The sequence below is a fragment of the Kineococcus sp. NPDC059986 genome (genome assembly GCF_040702905.1).
Classification (GTDB): domain Bacteria; phylum Actinomycetota; class Actinomycetes; order Actinomycetales; family Kineococcaceae; genus Kineococcus.
On the sequence record NZ_JBFBND010000042.1, the window covers coordinates 19,119 to 38,217 of the forward strand.

Below are 19,099 nucleotides of genomic sequence, written 5' to 3' on the forward strand. Positions count from 1 at the left end.
CGAGCCCTCCGGCGGTGGGCCTCACCGCAGCGCGGCCCGGTGCAGTTCCACGTCGAGGCCCTCGCGGCGCATCCGCAGGTCGACGTAGAGCAGCGCCGTGACGGAGGCGAGGAACGGGTAGGCGACGATGCTGCCGACCATCGAGCCCAGCGTCGTGATCGACTGCTGCAGCACGACCGGCCCGGTCCCCGTCGGGTCGCCCGAGGCGGTGCTCACCGCGCTGCCGACGATGCTGAACGGGAAGCCGACGGCGGCCACGACGGCGTACACGACGACCGCGGTGAGCAGCTGGATGCCGAACAGCCGCCAGAACGAGCGGCGGGTCAGCCGGAACGAGCGGGCCAGGGAGGCCCCGATCCCGAGGCCCTCCAGCAGCATCGCGGGCGTCGCCATCGACCACTTGACCCACAGGAACGCCGCCCCCACGGCCCAGGCGAGGGCCCCCAGCACGGCGGCCGCGACGCCGAGGCCCACCTGGGTGCCGGAGTCGGAGAACACCAGGAGCAGGATCCCGGGCGCGAGCGTCACGACCCCGACCAGCAGCGAGGCCAGCGAGACGACGACCGACAGCCCGATGAGCCGCAGCAGCCGCGGCCGGCACACCCGCCACAGCTCCCCGAAGCCGACGGTCCGGCCCAGGACGGCCCGGCTGACGCTCGTGATGAGCATCCCGTTGAGGACCTGGACGGCCACGAGCTGCAGCACGAAGCTCAGCCCGATGAGCGGCAGCGAGCGCTGCACGACCGAGAACACCTCGTCGGCGCTGAAGTCCGCCGGGGAGGCCTGCAGGCGCTCGACGAGGCCGAGGGCGTCCCGGGTGGTGACGACGGTCGCGACCAGGCTCACGAGGGAGGTGGTGACGACGACGATCGCCGACAGCCCGACCATGACCTTCGGGTTCTGCCGGAACGCGCGGAACGCGCCGTCCCAGATCTCCCCGAGGCCGAGCGGGCGCAGCGGCACGATGCCCGGCCGCGGGGCGGGCGGGCGGAAGGGACCGGGAGCGCCGACCGGACCGGGGGAGGGGACGCCCCAGCCGCTCACCGGCGGGACCGGAGCTCCACCCGTGTGCTCACCCGGACCGGGGACACCCGGCGCGCCGGAACCCTCGTCCGGCCGCTGCCACTGCTCGTCCCCCACGCCGCGACCCCCCATGCGGCCATCGTGCCAGAGGGGTGCCACGCACCCCGGGGAGATCCGTCCCGGCGTGGTGATCACTGCGGGACCGGGTCCGGGGAGGCAGGATGACCCCATGAGGGGACGCGTCCTCGTGGTGGACGACGACACCGCGCTCGCCGAGATGCTGGGGATCGTGCTGCAGGGCGAGGGGTTGGAGACCCGCTTCTGCGCCAACGGGGACGAGGCGCTCGCGGCGTTCCGCGCGACGCGGCCCGACGTCGTGCTGCTGGACCTCATGCTGCCCGGCACCGACGGCATGGAGGTCTGCCGGCAGATCCGCGCCGAGTCCGGCGTGCCGATCGTCATGCTGACGGCCAAGAGCGACACGGTCGACGTCGTGCTCGGCCTCGAGGCCGGCGCCGACGACTACGTCGTCAAGCCCTTCAAGCCCAAGGAACTCGTGGCCCGGGTCCGGGCGCGGTTGCGCTCGGCGGGCGAACGGCCGCCGGAGACGCTGCGCATCGGCGACCTCACCATCGACGTCGCGGGCCACTCGGTGCGCCGCGACGGGCGCTCGCTGCCGCTGACGCCGCTGGAGTTCGAGCTCCTCGTGACCCTCGCCCGCAAACCCTGGCAGGCCTTCACGCGCGAACTGCTGCTGGAACAGGTCTGGGGCTACCGGCACGCGGCCGACACCCGCCTCGTCAACGTCCACGTCCAGCGGCTGCGCTCGAAGATCGAACGCGACCCCGAGCACCCGGAGATCGTCGTGACCGTGCGCGGGGTGGGGTACCGCGCCGGTCCGCTGTGACGAGGGTGGGGTCCTGAGGGTGGGACGCCTGCTGGCCCGGTGGCGGGCCTCGCTGCAACTGCGCGTCGTGGTCCTCACGACGATGCTGGGTCTGGCCGTCGTCGTCGGCGTCGGCTCGTTCCTGCTCGACGGCATCGCCGACGGTCTCGTCGCCGAGCGGCAGAAGGTCGCGCTCGCCGACGCCGCCCGCAGCGCCCAGACGGCCCAGCAGCAGTTCGACGCGGCCACCACGACGAGCTCGGCCGAGGTCGAGCAGCTCGCCGGCGACGTCGTCTCGGCCCTCGAGGGCGCGGGTCCGGACCGCGTGCGCGGGGTCGTCCTGCTGCGCGCGACGGGGGCCCCCGACACCGCGGCCAGCGGTCAGGTCGTCGTCCGCGACGTCGCCTCCGAGGGCCTGGACGCCTCCGACATCCCCATGGCGCTGCGCCGGGCGGTCGTGTCCTCCGACGTCCAGCAGCTGCAGATCGTCGACCTGCCCGACGCCTCCGGCGCGCCGAGCCTCGTCGTCGGTTCCACCGTCACCCTGCCGCGGGCGGGGGAGTACGAGCTGTACTTCGTCTACTCCCTCGCCAGCGAGGAGCAGACGGTGTCCCTCGTGCGCACGACGTTCGTCGGCGGCGGCATCGCGCTCGTCCTGCTCGTCGCGGCGGTCGCCTGGGTCGTCACCCGCACGGTCGTCGAACCCGTCCGCGAGGCGGCCGGGACGGCCGAACGCCTCACCGGCGGGCACCTCGACGAGCGGATGCGGGTGCGCGGCACCGACGACCTCGCCCGGCTGGCCCGTGCCTTCAACGAGATGGCCGCCGGGATGCAGCAGCACATCGAGCAGCTCGAGGAACTGTCCCGCCTGCAGCGCCGGTTCGTCTCCGACGTCAGCCACGAACTGCGCACCCCGCTGACGACGATCCGGATGGCGGGGGAGGTCCTGCACGACGCCCGCGAGGGTTTCGACCCCGCCTCGGCCCGTTCGGCCGAACTCCTGCTCACCCAGCTCGAACGGTTCGACACCCTGCTGTCGGACCTGCTGGAGATCTCCCGGTTCGACGCCGGAGCCGCTGCGCTGGAACCCGATCCGCAGGACGTCCGGGTGCTGGTGCACCGGGTCGTGGAGTTCACCTCCACCCTCGCCGAACGCCGCGGGTCGCAGGTCGTCGTCGCCGAACCCTCCGGTCCGTGCACGGCGGAGGTGGACGCCCGCCGCATCGAGCGGGTGCTGCGCAACCTCGTCGGCAACGCGATCGAGCACGGGGAGGCGCGCCCCATCGAGATCACCGTCGCGTGCGACGAGCACGCCGTGGCGATCGGCGTGCGCGACCACGGGGTCGGGTTGCAGCCGCAGCAGCTGCCGCGCGTCTTCGACCGGTTCTGGCGTGCCGACCCCGCCCGGGCGCGCACCACGGGCGGCAGCGGTCTCGGGTTGGCGATCGCGTTGGAGGACACGCGGTTGCACGGCGGGTGGCTGGAGGTCTGGGGCCGGCCGCAGCAGGGGTGCCACTTCGTGCTCACGGTCCCGCGCGCGGCGGGCCGGTCCTTGCGGGCCTCCCCGCTGCCGGTCGTGCCCCTCGGCTGGCGCGAACCCGTCGCGGCCCTGCCCGCCGGTCCGCGGCGCGACCCCTCGTGAAGCGCCGCACCGCGCTCGCGTTCGCGGGAGCGCTCGTCCTCGCCGGCTGCGGCGGGGTGCCGCGCTCGAGCGACGTCGTCAGCGGGTCGCGCATCGAGGCCGACCCGCGCGTCGGTCTGCTGCAGGTCATCCCCGACGGCCCGACGCCCGGGGCGGGTCCGGTGGACGTCGTGCGGGGTTTCCTGCGCGCCGCCGTCGCCGCGGACGACGACCACGCCGTGGCGCGCCAGTTCCTCACGTCCGCGGCCGCCCAGTCCTGGCGCGCCGACGCCTCGACGACCGTGGTCGCGACGGGTCCGGACCTGTCCCTCGTCGCGCAGGGCCCGACGTCGGCGGTGGTGTCCATCACGACCACCGCGACGGCCGTCGTCGACGCGGCCGGTCACTACGTCGAGCAGCCGCCGGGGGCCACGACGACGCGGCCGGTGGCCCTGGTGCGCGAGGACGGGCAGTGGCGGCTGGCCGAACCCGGAGACGGGATCGTGCTGACGGCCCTGGACGCCTCCCGCACGCTGCGGTCCTTCCCCGTCTTCTTCGTCACCTCCGGTCCCACCCCCCAGTTGCTGGCCGACGTGCGCTGGTTCGGCTACGACTCCTCCGTCGCCACCCGGATCGTGCGCGCCCTGCTGGAGGGGCCCTCGGACTGGCTCGCCCCCGCCGTCGTCTCCGGAGCCCCGCGCGGCACGTCGCTGCGGGTGGGGACGGTGCCCGTCTCGGCCGGCACGGCGACGGTGGACCTGTCGGACCGGGCGCTGGACGCCGGCCCCGCGCAGCGCGCGACGCTGCTGGCCCAACTGCGGGCCAGCCTGACCGGCCTGCCGGAGGTCTCCGACGTCACCGTGACCGTCGACGGGGCCGAGCTCACGCGCAGCGGGGCCCGCAGCGCGGACCTGCCGCGGTCGGTCGTGCCCACCGACGCCCGCCTGGTCCTGCTGGGCCCGCAGGGGCTGACCCGGTGGGACCGCTCGGGCGCCGTCGCCGTCGCCGGGACGGGACCGGGGCTCGAGTCCGGCGGCGGGGCGAGCCACCCCGCGGCGGGAGCGGACGGGACGACGTACGCGGTCCTCACCGACGACGGACGGGTGGCGCGCGTACAGCGCGCCGGTGGCCCGCTCCAGGCGGCGGTGACGGGGCGCGGCCCCCTCGTACCCCCCGCCGTCGACCGGTTCGGCTGGGTGTGGACCGCGCCGACGGCGGTCGGGCAGTCCCCGCTCGCGGTCCCGGCCACCGCTCCCGCGACCCCGGCGCAGACCGTCCAGGTCCCGGCCGACGGTCTGGGCGGCAGCCTGGTCCGCGCGCGCGTGGCCCGGGACGGGGCGCGGCTGCTCGTCGTCGTCCGGGACCCGGCGGGGCTCATCCACGTCCGGGTGCACGGCATCGTGCGCGACGGCGACGGCAAGCCCCTGCGCCTCGGCAGCGGCACCGCCGACCTCGCCCCGGGTGCCGGGGACGTCCTGGACGCCGCGTGGTTGGCCGACGACGAGCTCGTCCTGCTCGTGCGCGACGGCGCGGGTCGCACCGCCCCCGTCCTGGCCCGGGTCTCCGGTCCCAGCACGCGGCTGCCCGACGTCCCGGGGGCCGTGGCCGTCGCCGGCGGCTGGTCCGACCGCGACGTCGTCGTGGGCACGGGCGACGGCAAGCTGCTCTCCCGCAGCGGGGCCGACTGGATCCCGGTCGCGGACGGTCGCGACCCGTCCTACCCGGGGTGAGCACCGGCGCCGGACCTGTGGACGACGCGGCCCGTCGTCGCGGCACCTGCGTGAGGCTCCTGCCGTGCCCGTGCTCCCGACAGCCCTCCGCGCCGCCGTCCGCTCCGCCTCCACGGGGGTCCTCGACCTCGGCTGGCCCGCGCACTGCGCCGGGTGCGGCCGCCCGGGACCGGTCTGCTGCCCGCCCTGCACCCGCGCTCTGAGCGTCGGCGCGCTGACGGCCCTGCCCGACGGGACGCCCGTCCGGGGGTGCGCGGCGCACGACGGCCCCGCCCGGCAGCTCCTCCTGGCGGTCAAGGAGCGCGACCGGGCCGAGGCCCGTCCCGCGCTGGCCCGGGCCCTGGCCCGGCAGCTCGTCGAGCTCGTCCCGACCGGGGCGGTGCGGCTCGTGCCCGTGCCCACGCGGCGGGCCAGCCGACGGGTCCGCGGTGGGGACCTCGTGGCGGACCTGGCCGCCCGCACGGCCTCCGCCGTCCGGACCACGGGCCGCGACGTCGGTGTGGAGCGCTGCCTGCGGCTGCGCCGGGCCGTCCGCGACCAGACCGACCTCGACGCCGCCGGCCGCCGGGCCAACGTGGCCGGCGCCTTCGTCCTGCACGGTCGTCCGCCGCCGGGAGCGTGCGTCGTCCTCGACGACGTCGTGACGACGACGGCCACGGCCGCGGAGGCCGTCCGGGCGCTGCGAGCCGGTGGCGTGCGGGTGAACGGTGTGCTGACGGTGACGGTCGCGTCGGTGGACGGATCGGACGGGGGAAGGGCGCGTCCCACCTGGGCAGCCGGGGGGTCGGGGGTCTAGCGTTGGCCCATGGCGGCCAGCGACGGTGTTCCAGGGGGTGTCGCCCCCGTGGCCGACACGGGTGTCGACCCCCGGTCCCGCTCCTGCCCGCCTGCTCACCGCGCCCTCCCCCCGGGGGTGGTCCGCGGCACGAGGTGACGGTCCGAGGCGGGCCGGCCCCACGTGCCGGTGCCGCCAGCTCGAACGAGGGAGGCATCCCGTGGAAGTTGTGGTCACCGGACGGCACACCGACGTCAAGGAGAGGTTCCGGCGGCACGTCGAGGACAAGCTGGAGGCGAAGGTCAGCCAGTTCGCGCCCCGCGCCCAGCGCATCGACGTCGAGGTTTCCCACGAGAACAACCGTCGGCAGGCGAGCAACTGCGAACGGGTGGAGATCACCGTGCGCGACAAGGGACCGGTCGTGCGCGCCGAGGCCTGCGCCGACGACCCGTACGCGGCGCTGGACCTCGCCACCACCAAGCTCCTCGAACGATTGCGACGCGCCCGCGACCGCCGCAAGGTCCACCACGGCCGGCACCGGCCCACGTCCGTGCACGAGGCGACGGCCGGTCTGTCGGACGAGGTGCTGACGGGGTCCTTCGACCCGGGTCGCCCGCTCGCCGAGCAGGTCGCGAGCGAGGAGGTGCCCACGCCCGCGGTCATGGCCGGGTCCACCGCACCCAGCGCGGACGCACCGGACGCGGCCCTGCAGGACGCCTCGCCCGTCGTCATCCGCGAGAAGCGGCACGACGCGGTGCCCATGACGCTGGACCAGGCCCTCTACGAGATGGAGCTCGTCGGCCACGACTTCTACCTCTTCGTCGACGCCGCGAGCGGCTCGCCGAGCGTGGTCTACCGCCGTCGCGGCTGGGACTACGGCGTCATCCACCTCGACGTCCAGGACGCCCCGCAGGGCCAGGCGGACGGTGCCGGGAACGGTGCGGCCAACGGCAGGGGGTCCTCCGACGCGGCGCTGACGGCCGTCGTCGCGGCGGCCATGCGCTGACCCACGGACTTCCGTGACCGGGCGCCACTCCCCGAGCCGGGGAGTGGCGCCCGGTGCCGTCCGTGCCAAGATCGTCGTCTCGGGCACGGGAACACCGTGTCCGGGGGACCACCGAGCACGGACAGGGAGGGGGCGCCGTGAGCGAGGCGATCCGGATCGTCGTCGTCGACGACCACTCGCTGTTCCGCCGGGGACTGCAGATGGTGCTGTCCGTCGAGGACGACCTCGACGTCGTGGGGGAGGCCTCCGACGGGGCCGAGGCCGTCGAACGGGTCGAGGAGCTGCTGCCCGACGTCGTGCTCATGGACGTGTGGATGCCCCGCCGCTCCGGCATCGACGCCTGCGCGCAGATCAAGGCCGTCGCCCCCTCGACGAAGATCCTCATGCTCACCTCCTCGGAGGAGGAGGACGACCTCTTCGGCGCGGTCCGGGCCGGGGCCAACGGCTACCTGCTCAAGGACGTCCCCGCCGAGGAGGTCGCCGACGCCGTCCGCTCGGTCATGACCGGGCAGTCGCTCATCACGCCCAAGATGGCCGGCCTCCTGCTCGGGGAGTTCAACGCGATGCGCCGCCGCGACGAGGAGCGCAACCTGGGCCTGCCCGGGGCGCCGCGGCTGTCCCCGCGCGAGCTGGAGGTCCTGCGGCTGCTGGCCCGGGGCCTGCCCAACCGCGAGATCGCGGGGCAGCTCGGCATCAGCGAGAACACCGTGAAGAACCACGTCCGCAACCTCCTCGAGAAGCTGCAGCTGCACTCGCGCATGGAGGCCGTCGTCTACGCCGTGCGCGAGAAGATCGTCGAACTGTCGTGACACCCGCGGTCGAGGAGATCTCGGCCCGGCAGGCCCGGCGCGCGGCGCTCGCCGCCTCGGGGTTCAGCCGCCGCCGGCCCGCGACCGTGACGGCCGCGCACGTCGGCCGCGTCGTCGAGCGCCTCGGCGTCGTGCAGATCGACAGCGTGAACGTGCTGTGCCGCAGCCACTACCTGCCGTTCTTCAGCCGGCTCGGGCCGTACCCGACCGAGCTCGTCGACCGGGCCGCCCACCGGTCCCCGCGCCGGTTGGTGGAGTACTGGGCCCACGAGGCGTCCTACGTCGCCCCCGCCACCCACCGGCTGCTGCGCTGGCGGATGGACCGCGCCGCCTCCGACGCGTGGGGCAGCGTGCGCAGCATCGCCCACGAGCGCCCGGACCTGCTCGAGGCCGTCGAGGAGCACCTCGCCGCCCACGGCCCGGCGACGGCCCGTCAGCTGGAGGCGGCGCTCAGCTCGGGGGCGGTCCGCCCCACCGACCACTGGGGCTGGAACTGGTCCGACGTCAAACGCGCCTGCGAGCACCTGTTCTTCGCGGGCCGGGTCTCCGCGGCCGGCCGGACGCCCCAGTTCGAACGCCGCTACGACCTCACCGGCCGCGTCCTGCCACCGGCGGTGCGCGACGCCCCGGACCCCGTCCCGGCCGACGCCGTCCGCGAGCTCGTCGCGATCGCCGCCCGCGCGAGCGGCGTCGCCACCGAACCCAGCCTGCGCGACCACTTCCGCCTCGCGCCCGGCCCCTCGCGGCAGGCCGTCGCCGAGCTCGTGGAGGAGGGCCGCCTGGAACCGGTCCGCGTGCGCGCGTGGGCTGCGCACCGCCCCGCTTACCGCTGGGCCGGGGCCGTCGCCCCTCGGGTCGACGCGCGGGCCCTGCTCACGCCCTTCGACCCGCTCGTGTGGCACCGCCCGCGCACCGAGGAGGTCTTCGGCGTCAGCGTGCGGCTGGAGTTCTACGTCCCGCGTGAGCAGCGGGTCCACGGCTACTACGTGCTGCCGTTCCTGCTCGGTGAGGACCTCGTCGCCCGGGTCGACCTCAAGGCCGACCGGCGCGCCGGCGTCCTGCGCGTCGAGGGCGCCTACGCCGAACCGTCGGCCCCACCGCGGACGGCGGAGGAACTGGCCGCCGAGCTGCGCGACCTGGCCCGCTGGCAGGGCCTCGACGACGTGCTCGTCGCCGGTCGGGGCGACCTGGCCCCCGCGCTGGCGAGCACCCTGGTGAGCACGGCCGCCTCGAACGGGTGAGCGGCGCGCGGCGGACCTCAACATCACGACCGGTCCCGCCGACACACGGGAGGTGGACCTCGCCGCCCTCCCCGCCGACCAGGTCGAGCACGCCGCCGGCCTGCTCGAGCACGTGCTCTCGGAGCTGTCGGCCGGGGCCAGCGAGCGCGACGTCCTGAGCCGGGCCGCGGGACTCGTCGCCGACCTCGTCGACGCGGACGTCGTCGCCGTCTGCGAGGGCCCCCACGTCCACGGCGGGGTCGGTCTCGGTCAGCGCTTCCTGCCCGAACGCGGCCTGGCCCGCGTCGTCCGCGACGGTGGGGGGTCCTTCGCCGTCCCCGGCCTGGGGCGCGTCCGCACCGAGGTCGTCGAGGTCCCCGGCCTGTCCGGCATCCACCTCGTCGTCGGGCGCGCGGAGTCGCGGCCGCTGCCCGCCGAGGGGGACGACGAGGGGCTCGCGGCGGTCCGCCTCGTCGGCCGGGTCCTCGGGCTGGTCGTCCTCGCCCGCCACGGCCGCGAGCGCGAGCGCTGGCACCGGCAGCAGGGTGCCCAGGGCGCCGCGGAGCGCACGAAGCTGCAGCAGGCCCTGCGCCAGCGCGAGCAGGTCCTCACCACCTCCGTCCGCTTCCAGCGCGCCGTCTCCAGCCGCCGGCCCCTGCCGGAGCTGCTCGTGCAGATCGCCGCCAGCTCCTCCGAGCTCATGGAGGACCGGGCCGTCTCGCTCGTGCTGGCCGACCCCCGCTCGCAGATGCAGATGCGCGTGGCCGCCGCCGTCGGCGAGCCCACGCTGGAGCACTCCCTCGTCCTCGCGGCGACGAACGCCCTCGGCGGTTTCGGCGTCGCGGTGGGTGACGGCCAGACGCCCGCGGCGGCCGCCGTGCACATCAACGGTCGCAGCGTGGGCGCCCTCGTGGTCGACACCCGCGGCCGCGGTCCGCTCGACGCCGTGGGCGCCACCGTGCTGCGCGCCTTCGCCGAGCACGCCAGCATGGCGCTCAGCCACGCCGACACCGTGCGGGCCGTCGAGGCCGCGTCCTCGGACTCCCTCACCAACCTGCCGAACCGGGCCACGCTGCTGCGCCAGCTCGAGGTCGCCCTGCGCGTGACGGAGGCCGACGGTGTCGGTACGGCCGTCCTCTTCGTCGACCTCAACGGCTTCAAGCAGGTCAACGACACCCTCGGCCACGCGGCCGGCGACGAGGTGCTGACCCGGGTGGCCAGCCGGCTGCGGCGCTGCCTGCGCGGCGACGACGTCGCGGCCCGCCTCGGTGGCGACGAGTTCGCCCTCGTCGTGCGCGACGTCGACCCGCGCCGGGCCGCGGAACGCATCGCCGCCCGCGTGCAGACGGACGTCGCCGCCCCGATGGAGACGCACGGCACCACCGTCCGCGTGGGGGCCAGCATCGGCATCGCCCTGGCCGAGGAGGGTGTGAGCGCCGCCGAGCTGCTGCGCCGGGCCGACAGCGCCATGTACATGGCCAAGGCCGAGTCGCACGCGGCCGGCCCCGCCGTGGCCGCGGGCACCGTCCCCGGCGGTGTCGTCGTCTTCCAGGCCGACATGCACGACGCCGACCGGCTGCGCCGCCAGCTCGAGCACGACCTGCTGCGGGCCGTGCAGGAGGACGAGTTCGAGCTCGCCTACCAGCCCATCGTGCGCCTCGCCGACGGCGCCGTCGTCGGTGCCGAGGCGCTGCTGCGGTGGCGGCACCGCACCCGCGGACTGCTGGAGCCGGGCGCGTTCCTCGCCGGGGCCGAACGTTCCCCGGCGGTCGAGGAGCTGTGGCGCTGGGTCCTGCGCAGCGCCTGCGCCCAGGCCGTCGTGTGGCGCCGGCAGGTGCCGGACCTGTCGGTCACGGTGAACCTGTCCGCGGCCCACGTCATGACGCGCGGCGCCGCCGACGACGTCCGGGCCGCCCTGACGGCCGCCGGGCTCGACCCGACGGCCCTCGTCCTCGACGTGCCCGCCAACCTGCTGGGGGAGGACCCCGACCTGCTCACCGCGCGGCTGAAGAAGTTGCGCGCCACGGGGGCCCGCATCCTGCTGGACGACTTCGCCACCCTCGACCCGGCCCAGGCCGGCGTCCTGGCGGGCCACTCCCTCGCCCCGCTGCGCCAGCTCCCGGTCGACGGCGTCAAGCTCGACCGGACGCTCATCGCCGAGATCGACGGCCCCGACGGGGTCGACGCGCTCGCCGCCGTCCGCACGCTGTGCGAACTCGGTGCCGCCCTCGACCTCGGGGTCGTCGCCGAGGGCGTCGAGCGCACGGAGCAGGCCGTGCTGCTCACCGAGGCGGGCTGCTCGGTGGCGCAGGGCATCCTGCTCGGGGCACCGCGGTCGGTGGTCGAGCTCGGCTCCGAGCTCGCGGCCGACGAGCTCGGCCCCGTCGAGCCCACCGCCGCCGCGCCGGCGCTCGCCGACCTCGTCGACTTCACCGACGAGGAGGCGGCCGAGGAGCTGGAGGAGGGACCCCTGGACGCCGCGGCGATCTTCGCCCGCGAGTTCGGGCCCGCCCCCGTGCCCCGCAACGGGGCGCTGACCGTCCCGCTCGCTCCGGCGGGGGTCCGGCCCGGGGCTCCGGTGCCGGTGCCGATCAGCGGGGTGCGTCCCACGGACGTCCGGCGGATGCTGGACCAGTCGCGCTGAGCCACGGCTGCTGGCCCAGGGTCACCGTGACGTCCCCGTCACCCCAGGTTGCGCCGCTAGAGTGATGGGGTGCCAGCGATCGTCGAAAAGGTCCTCCGCGCCGGCGAGGGCCGCGTCGTCAAGCGTCTGCACCGCATCGCGGAGCAGGTGAACGCCCTCGAACCCGACTTCGAGGGGATGAGCGATGCGGAGCTGCGGGGGGAGACCGACCGCTTCAAGGAGCGTCTCGCCGGCGGCGAGACGCTCGACGACCTGCTCCCGGAGGCCTTCGCGGTCGTCCGCGAGGCGGCGCGCCGCACGCTCGGCCAGCGCCACTTCGACGTGCAGCTCATGGGTGGTGCCGCGCTGCACCAGGGCAACATCGCCGAGATGCGCACGGGTGAGGGCAAGACCCTCGTCGCGACGCTGCCGGCGTACCTCAACGCGCTGACCGGCGAGGGCGTCCACGTCATCACGGTCAACGACTTCCTCGCCGAGTACCAGTCCGACCTCATGGGCCGCGTGTTCCGCTTCCTGGGCCTGACGAGCTCCTGCATCCTCTCGCGCATGCGCCCCGACGAGCGGCGCGAGGCCTACGCGGCCGACATCACGTACGGGACGAACAACGAGTTCGGCTTCGACTACCTGCGCGACAACATGGCGTGGAACGTCGCCGAGATGGTCCAGCGCGGCCACCACTTCGCCATCATCGACGAGGTCGACTCGATCCTCATCGACGAGGCCCGCACGCCGCTCATCATCTCCGGCCCCTCCGACGCCCCGACGAAGTGGTACACGGAGTTCGCCAAGATCGTCCGTCGCCTGACCATCGACGTCGACTACGAGGTCGACGAGAAGAAGCGCACCATCGGCATCCTCGAGGCGGGCATCGCGAAGGTCGAGGACCTGCTCGGCATCGAGAACCTCTACGAGAGCGTCAACACCCCGCTCATCGGCTTCCTCAACAACGCCGTCAAGGCCAAGGAGCTCTTCAAGCGGGACAAGGACTACGTCGTGTCCCCCAACGACGAGGTCCTCATCGTCGACGAGCACACCGGCCGCATCCTCGCCGGCCGGCGGTACAACGAGGGCATGCACCAGGCCATCGAGGCCAAGGAGGGCGTGCCGATCCAGAACGAGAACCAGACGCTCGCGACGATCACTCTGCAGAACTTCTTCCGCATGTACGACAAGCTCGCGGGGATGACCGGTACGGCCATGACCGAGGCCGCCGAGTTCCACCAGACGTACAAGCTCGGGGTCGTGCCCATCCCGACGAACCGCCCGGCCGTCCGCATGGACCAGCCGGACCTCGTCTACAAGAACGAGCAGGCCAAGTTCGCGGCCGTCGTGGAGGACATCGCCGAGCACCACGCGGCCGGGCAGCCGGTCCTCGTCGGCACGACGAGCGTGGAGAAGAGCGAGTACCTCTCGAACCTGCTGACCAAGGCGGGGGTCGAGCACACCGTCCTCAACGCCAAGCAGCACGAGCGCGAGGCCTCGATCGTCGCGCAGGCCGGCCGCAAGGGTGCCGTCACCGTCGCGACCAACATGGCCGGCCGCGGGACGGACATCATGCTCGGCGGCAACGCCGAGTTCCTCGCGGTCGCCGCGATGAAGGACAAGGGCCTGGACCCGGACGAGGCACCCGAGGCCTACGAGGCCGCCTGGCCGGAGGTCCTGGAACAGGCCAACGCCTCCGTGCAGGCCGAGCACGACGAGGTCCGCGACCTCGGCGGCCTCTACGTCCTGGGCACCGAGCGCCACGAGTCGCGCCGCATCGACAACCAGCTGCGCGGACGCTCGGGCCGCCAGGGCGACCCGGGGGAGTCCCGGTTCTACCTGTCCCTGACCGACGACCTCATGCGCCTGTTCAACGCCGCGCTGGTCGAGAGCTTCCTCACCCGCACGGGGATCCCCGAGGACGTCCCGATCGAGTCGAAGATGGTCTCCCGGGCCATCCAGAGCGCCCAGGGCCAGGTCGAGGGGCGCAACTTCGAGATCCGCAAGAACGTCCTCAAGTACGACGACGTCCTCAACCGCCAGCGCGAGGTCATCTACACCGAGCGCCGCAAGGTGCTCGAGGGCGAGGACCTGCACGTCCAGATCCGGCACTTCATCGACGACGTCGTGACGGCCTACGTCTCGGAGGCGACGGCCCGCGGCTTCGGCGAGGACTGGGACCTCGAGGAGCTCTTCACGGCGCTGCGCAGCCTGTACCCCGTCTCGATCACCCCCGAGGAGGTCGTCGAGGCCGCCGGTGGCCGCGGCAACCTGACGGTGGAGCGCCTCGTGGAGGAGATGCGCGGCGACGCGCAGGCCTGCTACGAGGCCCGCGAGGAGGAACTGGGCGAGACCGTCCTGCGCGACCTCGAGCGCCGCGTCGTGCTGTCGGTCCTGGACCGCAAGTGGCGCGAGCACCTCTACGAGATGGACTACCTGCAGGAGGGCATCGGCCTGCGGGCCATGGCCCAGCGCGACCCGCTCGTGGAGTACCAGCGCGAGGGCTACCAGCTCTTCGGCGCGATGACGGACGCCATCAAGGAGGAGTCCGTCGGCTACCTCTTCTCGTTGGAGGTCCAGCCGGCCGCTCAGGCCGGGGTCGCGGCCGCGACGCCCGGTTTCGGCGCGCCGCCGGTCCGGCAGCAGCTGCAGTACTCCGCTCCGACGGCCGAGGGCGACGTCGAGGTGCACGCGGGCGACGCGCAGGCGACCGAGGCGGCCACGGGCAACCGTGCCCAGCGCCGCGCCACCGAGCGCGCCCAGCGCGACGCCTGAGGGTTCCGGGGCGGGTCAGCGCATCTCGAGCGCGGTGACCCGCCACCGGTCACCGGACCGGTCGGTGCAGCGCTCGACGCGGAGCGCGGCCGCCTTCACCCGATCGCCCTCCCGCAGCACGGCGCCGACCTCGGCGATCCCGTCGACGGGGAACGAGACGCGCAGCGAGGACACGTGCGCGGCCCGCACGGCACCGCGGGCCGCCGGACGTGCCCGCGACCGCAGGCGCGCCTGCAGGGCGGCCTTGCGCTGGACGCCCGTGTAGATCTCGGCGCTGGACCACCGCAGGAGTTGCTGGGTGGGGCGCTGCCCCGACAGGACCTCCAGCAGCGTGACGAGGTACCGCTTCGTCCACCCCGTCACCTCCGGGAGCTCGGCCGGCGGCAGCAGCCGCACGTCCTGCAGGTCGAGCTCGAGGACGCCCTGGTCGGGGCTGAGGTGCGTGAGCACCGGTCCCTCGGCGCCGAACGCGTCCTCGTCATCGACGTAGCGGGGCAGGCGGGTGCTGGTGGCGGTGCTGGGCACAGGTCGTCTCCTCGGTCGGGTGCGTGGACGCGGGGGTGGCGCGGGGTAGGGACGTTCAGGGCAGGCGGAGGACCTGGCCGGGCAGGAGCCGGTCGGGGTCGTCCCCGATGACGTCGGCGTTCGCGACGTAGAGCCGGTGCTGCTCGGCCAGGACCTCGCCGCGGGTCGCCTCGGGCCCGAGCCGGCGTTCGGCCAGGGACCAGAGGCTGTCGCCGCGGAGCACCACGACGTCTCCGGTCGGTGCGGTGGAGCGGGTCTGGAACGTCGGGGTGGGAGTCGGGGTGGGAGTCGGAGTCGGAGTCGGGGTCGAGGTGGGGGTGGTGGTCCAGCCCGGGTCGACGGTGGCCGTCGCGGCCCAGCCGAGCTCGGGCACCGCGGGGGTGGCGGCCTGCGCGGACAGGGCGGCGGAGCCCAGCAGGAGCCCGACCACGAGGGCCACCAGTCGCCGGACGACGGCGGGCACCCCCGGGGTCAGCCGCACGGCCCGGCGCGGCGACCGCCGCACGCGCACCTCGTCGACCACCGCGGCGACCACGCTGAGCGCGAGCCACAGCGCCACCAGGGCTCCCACCGCGCCGCAGACGGCGACGACCACCTGGGCGGGATCGTGGAGGACGGCGTGGGGGAGGGGCACGGTGTGGCTCCTGTGGGTGAACGGGGTCGTTGAATGGCGTTTGGTGCTGTTTGGTGTCGCATGTCTATCGAGTGGCTGTGCGTCGGGCCAGGAATCGGCGTGGGGTGCGCCCGATCGGAGGGCACCGGCTGACGGAGCGTCAGAACTCCTCACGGCCTCGTAGCGTGGTGGTGTGCGCTGGGACGACCTCTTCGACGACCTCGAGGGCCAGGCGGAGCAGGCCCAGCGGGAGGACCTGGCCGCGGAGGTGGCGGACCGCACGCGTCGGGAGCAGGCCACGGTGGCGTTGGCCGACCGGGTACGGGCGGCGACGGGGGAGCTGGTCTGGTCGGTGCGCGACGGGTCCACGCTCACGGGGCGGGTGCTCGGCACGGGCCCGGGGTGGTTCCTGCTGAGGGCGCCGGCGGGGCTGCAGGTGCTCCTGGCCGCCGACGCCGTCGTCGGGGTCCGGGGTGTCCCGTCGTGGAGCGCGCCGCCGCCGGGCCCGGTCGCGGCGCGCCGGACGTTCCTGATGGCCCTGCGAGCCCTCGGCGCGGCCGGGGTGCGGGTGCGGGTGCAGACGGCGGGCGGGGTGCACACCGGTCGGGTGGGCAGGGTCGGGGCGGACCACGTCGACCTGCTGCCGGCCGACGGGGCCGGTCAGGGCGCGGACGTCCTGACGGTGCCGTTCTCCGCCGTGCTGGCGGTGCACGAAGCGCCCTGAGGGGCGCCGTCGGGACGGCGGGGGCGGACGTCAGGCGTGCGGGTGGTCCTCGTCGCCGGCGTGCACCATGTCGCGGGTCTGGGCGTACATCCGCTGGATGTAGTCCTCCAGCTCGCTGTCCTCGACGCGCCACTGGCCGCGTCCACCCACCTTGATGGCGCGCAGCTCCCCCGTCCGGACCAGGGCGTAGGCCTGGGCCGAGGAGATCGCGAGCGTCTCGGCGACGTCCGCGAGCGGGAGGAAACGGGCAGGCACGCTGGCTCTCCTGAGCACTCGGGGGGCACTGTCGGGCACGGGACCCGGCGGTGTCCGCATCCTGCCACGACGTCACCCGGACGCCTCTGACCCGATCGGGTGGCCTGTGGACAACCTGGCGGCGCCCCCGCCCGGTGACCCCACCATGGGCTCTCGACGGAGCGGGCCAGGACGAGGGACGGGGGACGGGTGCGGACAGCGGTGCGACCGGTGCGGGGGCGGGACGTCGTGGGGCCGGGCGGAGTGGGGAGCGGGCCCGCGGGCGGGGTGACCCGGCGCGTGGGTGCCCCCTCGTGGCGGGACCCGCGCCTGCTCGTCGGCCTCCTCCTCGTCACCGGCAGCGTCGTGCTGGGCAGCGTCGTGGTGGAGCGCGCTCAGGACACCACGACCGTCTGGGGGCTCGCCCACGCCGTCGGCGCAGGGCAGCGGCTGGAGGCAGCGGACCTCACGGTGGTCCAGGTCCGCCTGGACCCTGCCACCGCGCAGCGGTACCTCGCGACGGACGTGTCCGCCGACGAGGCCGTGGGTGCGGGAGCGGTCGCGCTCCGGGGACTCGGAGCGGGTGAGTTGCTGCCCCGCGGCTCGATCGGTCGTGCGGAGGACCTCGCGGCACGACCGGTGACCGTCCCGGTCGAGGGCACCGTGCCGCCGGGCGTGGCGGTCGGTTCCCTCGTCGACCTGTGGGTGGTCCCCGCCCCGGTCCCGGGTGCGCTCGCCGCCGAGGGGACCGGTGAGCCACCCGCTCCCGACCGCCTGGTGGCCGCGGCCGAGGTCGCCGCGGTCGTGACCGGCGGTGGGGCGCTGGCGTCCCGGGCCGGCGCCGACGTGCAGGTCCTCGTGCCCCAGGACGCTCTTCCCGCTGTGCTGCAGGCGGTCACGGCGGACGACGACCTCGTGCTCGTCCCCGTCCCCGGGAGCGCCCCCGGGGGTGGGGCGTGACGCTGCCCGTGCTCGTCGCCGTCCCCGGGCCGGCCGAGTCCCGGTTGCTCGCCGGGTGGGAGCCGCTGCGCCGGGAGGTCGTCGTCGTGCGCCGCTGCGCCGACGTGGCCGACGTCCTCGCCGCCGTCGGGGCGGGGCTGGCCCGGGCCGTCGTGCTGGGGGCGGAGCTGCCGGGGTGCGACACGGAGGTGCTGGACGTGTTGCGGCGCCAGGGCGTCGGGGTCGTCGTCCTGCTGCCCGTCGGGGCGGCGGGGGAGGAGTGGGAGCGGCGCTGGCGCGGCCTCGGAGCGACGCGGTTCGTCGTCGAGGACCGGCCGCCGGCCGAGGTGGCGCGGGAGGTGGCGACGGCCGCCGTCGCGCAGGAGCCGGTCCCGCCGACGGAGCGGGAGCTGCACGGCGAGGACGGTCTCGACCTGACCGGCGCTCCTGGCCGCACGGTGGCGGTGTGGGGTCCGCACGGGTCGTGCGGCCGCACCACGGTGGCCGTGAACGTGGCCGCCGAGCTGACCGTCGCCGGGCGGAGCGTCCTGCTGGTCGACGCCGACACCCGCGGTGCCTCGGTGGGCCAGGTCCTCGGCCTGCTCGACGACGCGCCGTCGCTGCTCGCCTGCGTGCGGGCCGCCGCCGACGGTCGCCTCGACGCGTCGGGGCTCGCCGCACGCGCCGCCCGGGTGGACCCCGGGCTCGCCGTCCTGACCGGAGCCGTCGACAGCGCCCGGTGGGCCGAGCTTCGCCCCGCCGCCCTGCGCCGGGTGCTCGAGGTCGGCTCGCTGGCCCACGACTGGACGGTCGTCGACCTCGCCGGTGGCAGCGACGACCTGGCCGAGGAGTCCGGGCGCGACGCCGTGCTCGCGACCGTGATGGGCGCGGCCGACGTGGTGCTCGTCGTCGGGACGGCGGACCCCGTCGGTCTGCAGCGCTTCGCGCGGACCTGGCTGCAGCTGGGGGACCTCGCTCCGGAGGCCCTCGTGGTCCCGGTCGTGACCCGCCTGCGGTCCTCGGCCGTCGGCGCCCCACCGGAGCGGCGGGTCGCCCAGCTCCTGCGTCGCGCGGCCGGTGTCGAGGGGGTGTGGACGGTGCCCGACGACCGGGCCGTCGACGAGGCGTTGCTCGCCGGGAGAGCCCTGGGCGAGCACGCGAGCAGGTCCGCGGCCCGGGTCGTCCTGCGTGACCTGGCGGGTCACGTGGAGGACGTCGCCGACGCCCCGGAGCCCCTGCCGGCCCTACACCCGACGACGGGATTTGACCCGCTGCTGGCCCGCAGTTAACGTAGTTGTCACACCCCAGCGGGGAGGAACGGACGGGACACCGGCCGGTTCCCGCGGGTGATCGGGACTCTCCGAACGACACCGGCAAGGACGAACGCTCAAGGGCGTCCGCAGCCAGCCGATGAACTGGGAGCGTCCTGACCGGGCCGAAGAGCCCGGTACGCTGGATGAAGTCCGCAGACGAGAAGCCGCGAAAGCGGTCGACAGTCGTGCGTCCGGTTCTTGAGAACTCAACAGTGCGCTAGAAATATGTTGATGCCATATGTATCAACCCCCAATGGTCTTCACTCCACAGTGGGTGGGG

At 74.9% G+C, this 19,099-nt stretch carries 16 protein-coding genes; 12 read left to right on the top strand and 4 right to left on the bottom strand.

The annotated features are described in order from the left end of the window. Positions 1-21: 21 nt before the first annotated feature. Complete coding sequence (locus tag AB0637_RS21860) at positions 22-1,155, bottom strand: hypothetical protein (protein ID WP_366174806.1); 1,134 nt, start codon at positions 1,153-1,155, stop codon at positions 22-24. Positions 1,156-1,252: 97 nt separating this feature from the next. Between AB0637_RS21860 and mtrA the strand changes: the two genes are divergently transcribed. From mtrA to secA, 9 genes are all read left to right on the top strand, one after another. Continuing rightward, on the top strand, positions 1,253-1,930 hold the full coding sequence (gene mtrA / locus AB0637_RS21865) for an MtrAB system response regulator MtrA (protein ID WP_366174807.1): 678 nt from the start codon (positions 1,253-1,255) through the stop codon (positions 1,928-1,930). 19 nt (positions 1,931-1,949) lie between these two features. Beyond that, positions 1,950-3,551 carry an MtrAB system histidine kinase MtrB gene (mtrB, locus tag AB0637_RS21870; RefSeq protein ID WP_366174808.1) on the top strand — a complete coding sequence of 534 codons (1,602 nt, stop codon included), beginning with the start codon at positions 1,950-1,952 and terminating at the stop codon, positions 3,549-3,551. Beyond that, positions 3,548-5,260, top strand: coding sequence for an LpqB family beta-propeller domain-containing protein (locus AB0637_RS21875; RefSeq protein ID WP_366174809.1), 1,713 nt, complete (start codon positions 3,548-3,550; stop codon positions 5,258-5,260). Before mtrB ends, AB0637_RS21875 begins: the two co-directional genes overlap by 4 nt. 64 nt (positions 5,261-5,324) lie before the next feature. Then, positions 5,325-6,056, top strand: a complete 732-nt coding sequence (locus tag AB0637_RS21880; protein WP_366174810.1) for a ComF family protein — start codon at positions 5,325-5,327, stop codon at positions 6,054-6,056. 199 nt (positions 6,057-6,255) lie between these two features. Then, complete coding sequence (gene raiA / locus AB0637_RS21885) at positions 6,256-7,041, top strand: ribosome-associated translation inhibitor RaiA (protein ID WP_366174811.1); 786 nt, start codon at positions 6,256-6,258, stop codon at positions 7,039-7,041. 137 nt (positions 7,042-7,178) lie between these two features. Beyond that, the gene (locus AB0637_RS21890) at positions 7,179-7,850 is read left to right on the top strand and encodes a response regulator transcription factor (protein ID WP_366174812.1); all 672 of its coding nucleotides are present in this window, start codon (positions 7,179-7,181) and stop codon (positions 7,848-7,850) included. Beyond that, positions 7,847-9,091, top strand: a complete 1,245-nt coding sequence (locus AB0637_RS21895; protein WP_366174813.1) for a crosslink repair DNA glycosylase YcaQ family protein — start codon at positions 7,847-7,849, stop codon at positions 9,089-9,091. Before AB0637_RS21890 ends, AB0637_RS21895 begins: the two co-directional genes overlap by 4 nt. 52 nt (positions 9,092-9,143) lie before the next feature. Then, on the top strand, positions 9,144-11,714 hold the full coding sequence (locus tag AB0637_RS21900; RefSeq protein ID WP_366174814.1) for an EAL domain-containing protein: 2,571 nt from the start codon (positions 9,144-9,146) through the stop codon (positions 11,712-11,714). 69 nt (positions 11,715-11,783) lie between these two features. Further along, positions 11,784-14,471, top strand: a complete 2,688-nt coding sequence (secA, locus tag AB0637_RS21905) for a preprotein translocase subunit SecA (protein ID WP_366174815.1) — start codon at positions 11,784-11,786, stop codon at positions 14,469-14,471. A 15-nt stretch (positions 14,472-14,486) separates the two neighbouring features. On the opposite strand, the gene AB0637_RS21910 is transcribed toward secA, so the two are convergent. Further along, positions 14,487-14,996 (bottom strand): Rv3235 family protein, encoded by a 510-nt coding sequence (locus AB0637_RS21910; protein WP_366174816.1) that lies wholly within the window; start codon positions 14,994-14,996, stop codon positions 14,487-14,489. Positions 14,997-15,051: 55 nt separating this feature from the next. Beyond that, entirely contained in the window at positions 15,052-15,630 is a 579-nt protein-coding gene (locus AB0637_RS21915) for a hypothetical protein (RefSeq protein ID WP_366174817.1), read from the bottom strand. A 172-nt stretch (positions 15,631-15,802) separates the two neighbouring features. On the opposite strand from AB0637_RS21915, the gene AB0637_RS21920 reads away from it, so the two are divergent. Next, on the top strand, positions 15,803-16,333 hold the full coding sequence (locus AB0637_RS21920) for a hypothetical protein (protein ID WP_366174818.1): 531 nt from the start codon (positions 15,803-15,805) through the stop codon (positions 16,331-16,333). A 30-nt stretch (positions 16,334-16,363) separates the two neighbouring features. On the opposite strand, the gene AB0637_RS21925 is transcribed toward AB0637_RS21920, so the two are convergent. Next, entirely contained in the window at positions 16,364-16,588 is a 225-nt protein-coding gene (locus AB0637_RS21925; protein WP_366174819.1) for a helix-turn-helix domain-containing protein, read from the bottom strand. 279 nt (positions 16,589-16,867) lie between these two features. Here AB0637_RS21925 and AB0637_RS21930 point away from each other — a divergent pair, with 279 nt between their 5' ends. Both AB0637_RS21930 and AB0637_RS21935 read left to right on the top strand, forming a co-directional pair. Continuing rightward, positions 16,868-17,527, top strand: coding sequence for a hypothetical protein (locus tag AB0637_RS21930; RefSeq protein ID WP_366174820.1), 660 nt, complete (start codon positions 16,868-16,870; stop codon positions 17,525-17,527). Further along, positions 17,524-18,795: a P-loop NTPase gene (locus tag AB0637_RS21935; RefSeq protein ID WP_366174821.1), complete on the top strand. Its 1,272-nt coding sequence runs from the start codon at positions 17,524-17,526 to the stop codon at positions 18,793-18,795. Before AB0637_RS21930 ends, AB0637_RS21935 begins: the two co-directional genes overlap by 4 nt. Positions 18,796-19,099: the final 304 nt, after the last annotated feature.

Bases quoted from the DNA above. Each gene is read 5' to 3' on its own strand.
- mtrA (WP_366174807.1), top strand. From the start codon at position 1,253: ATGAGGGGACGCGTCCTCGTGGTGGACGACGACACCGCGCTCGCCGAG.
- AB0637_RS21860 (WP_366174806.1), bottom strand. From the start codon at position 1,155: ATGGGGGGTCGCGGCGTGGGGGACGAGCAGTGGCAGCGGCCGGACGAG.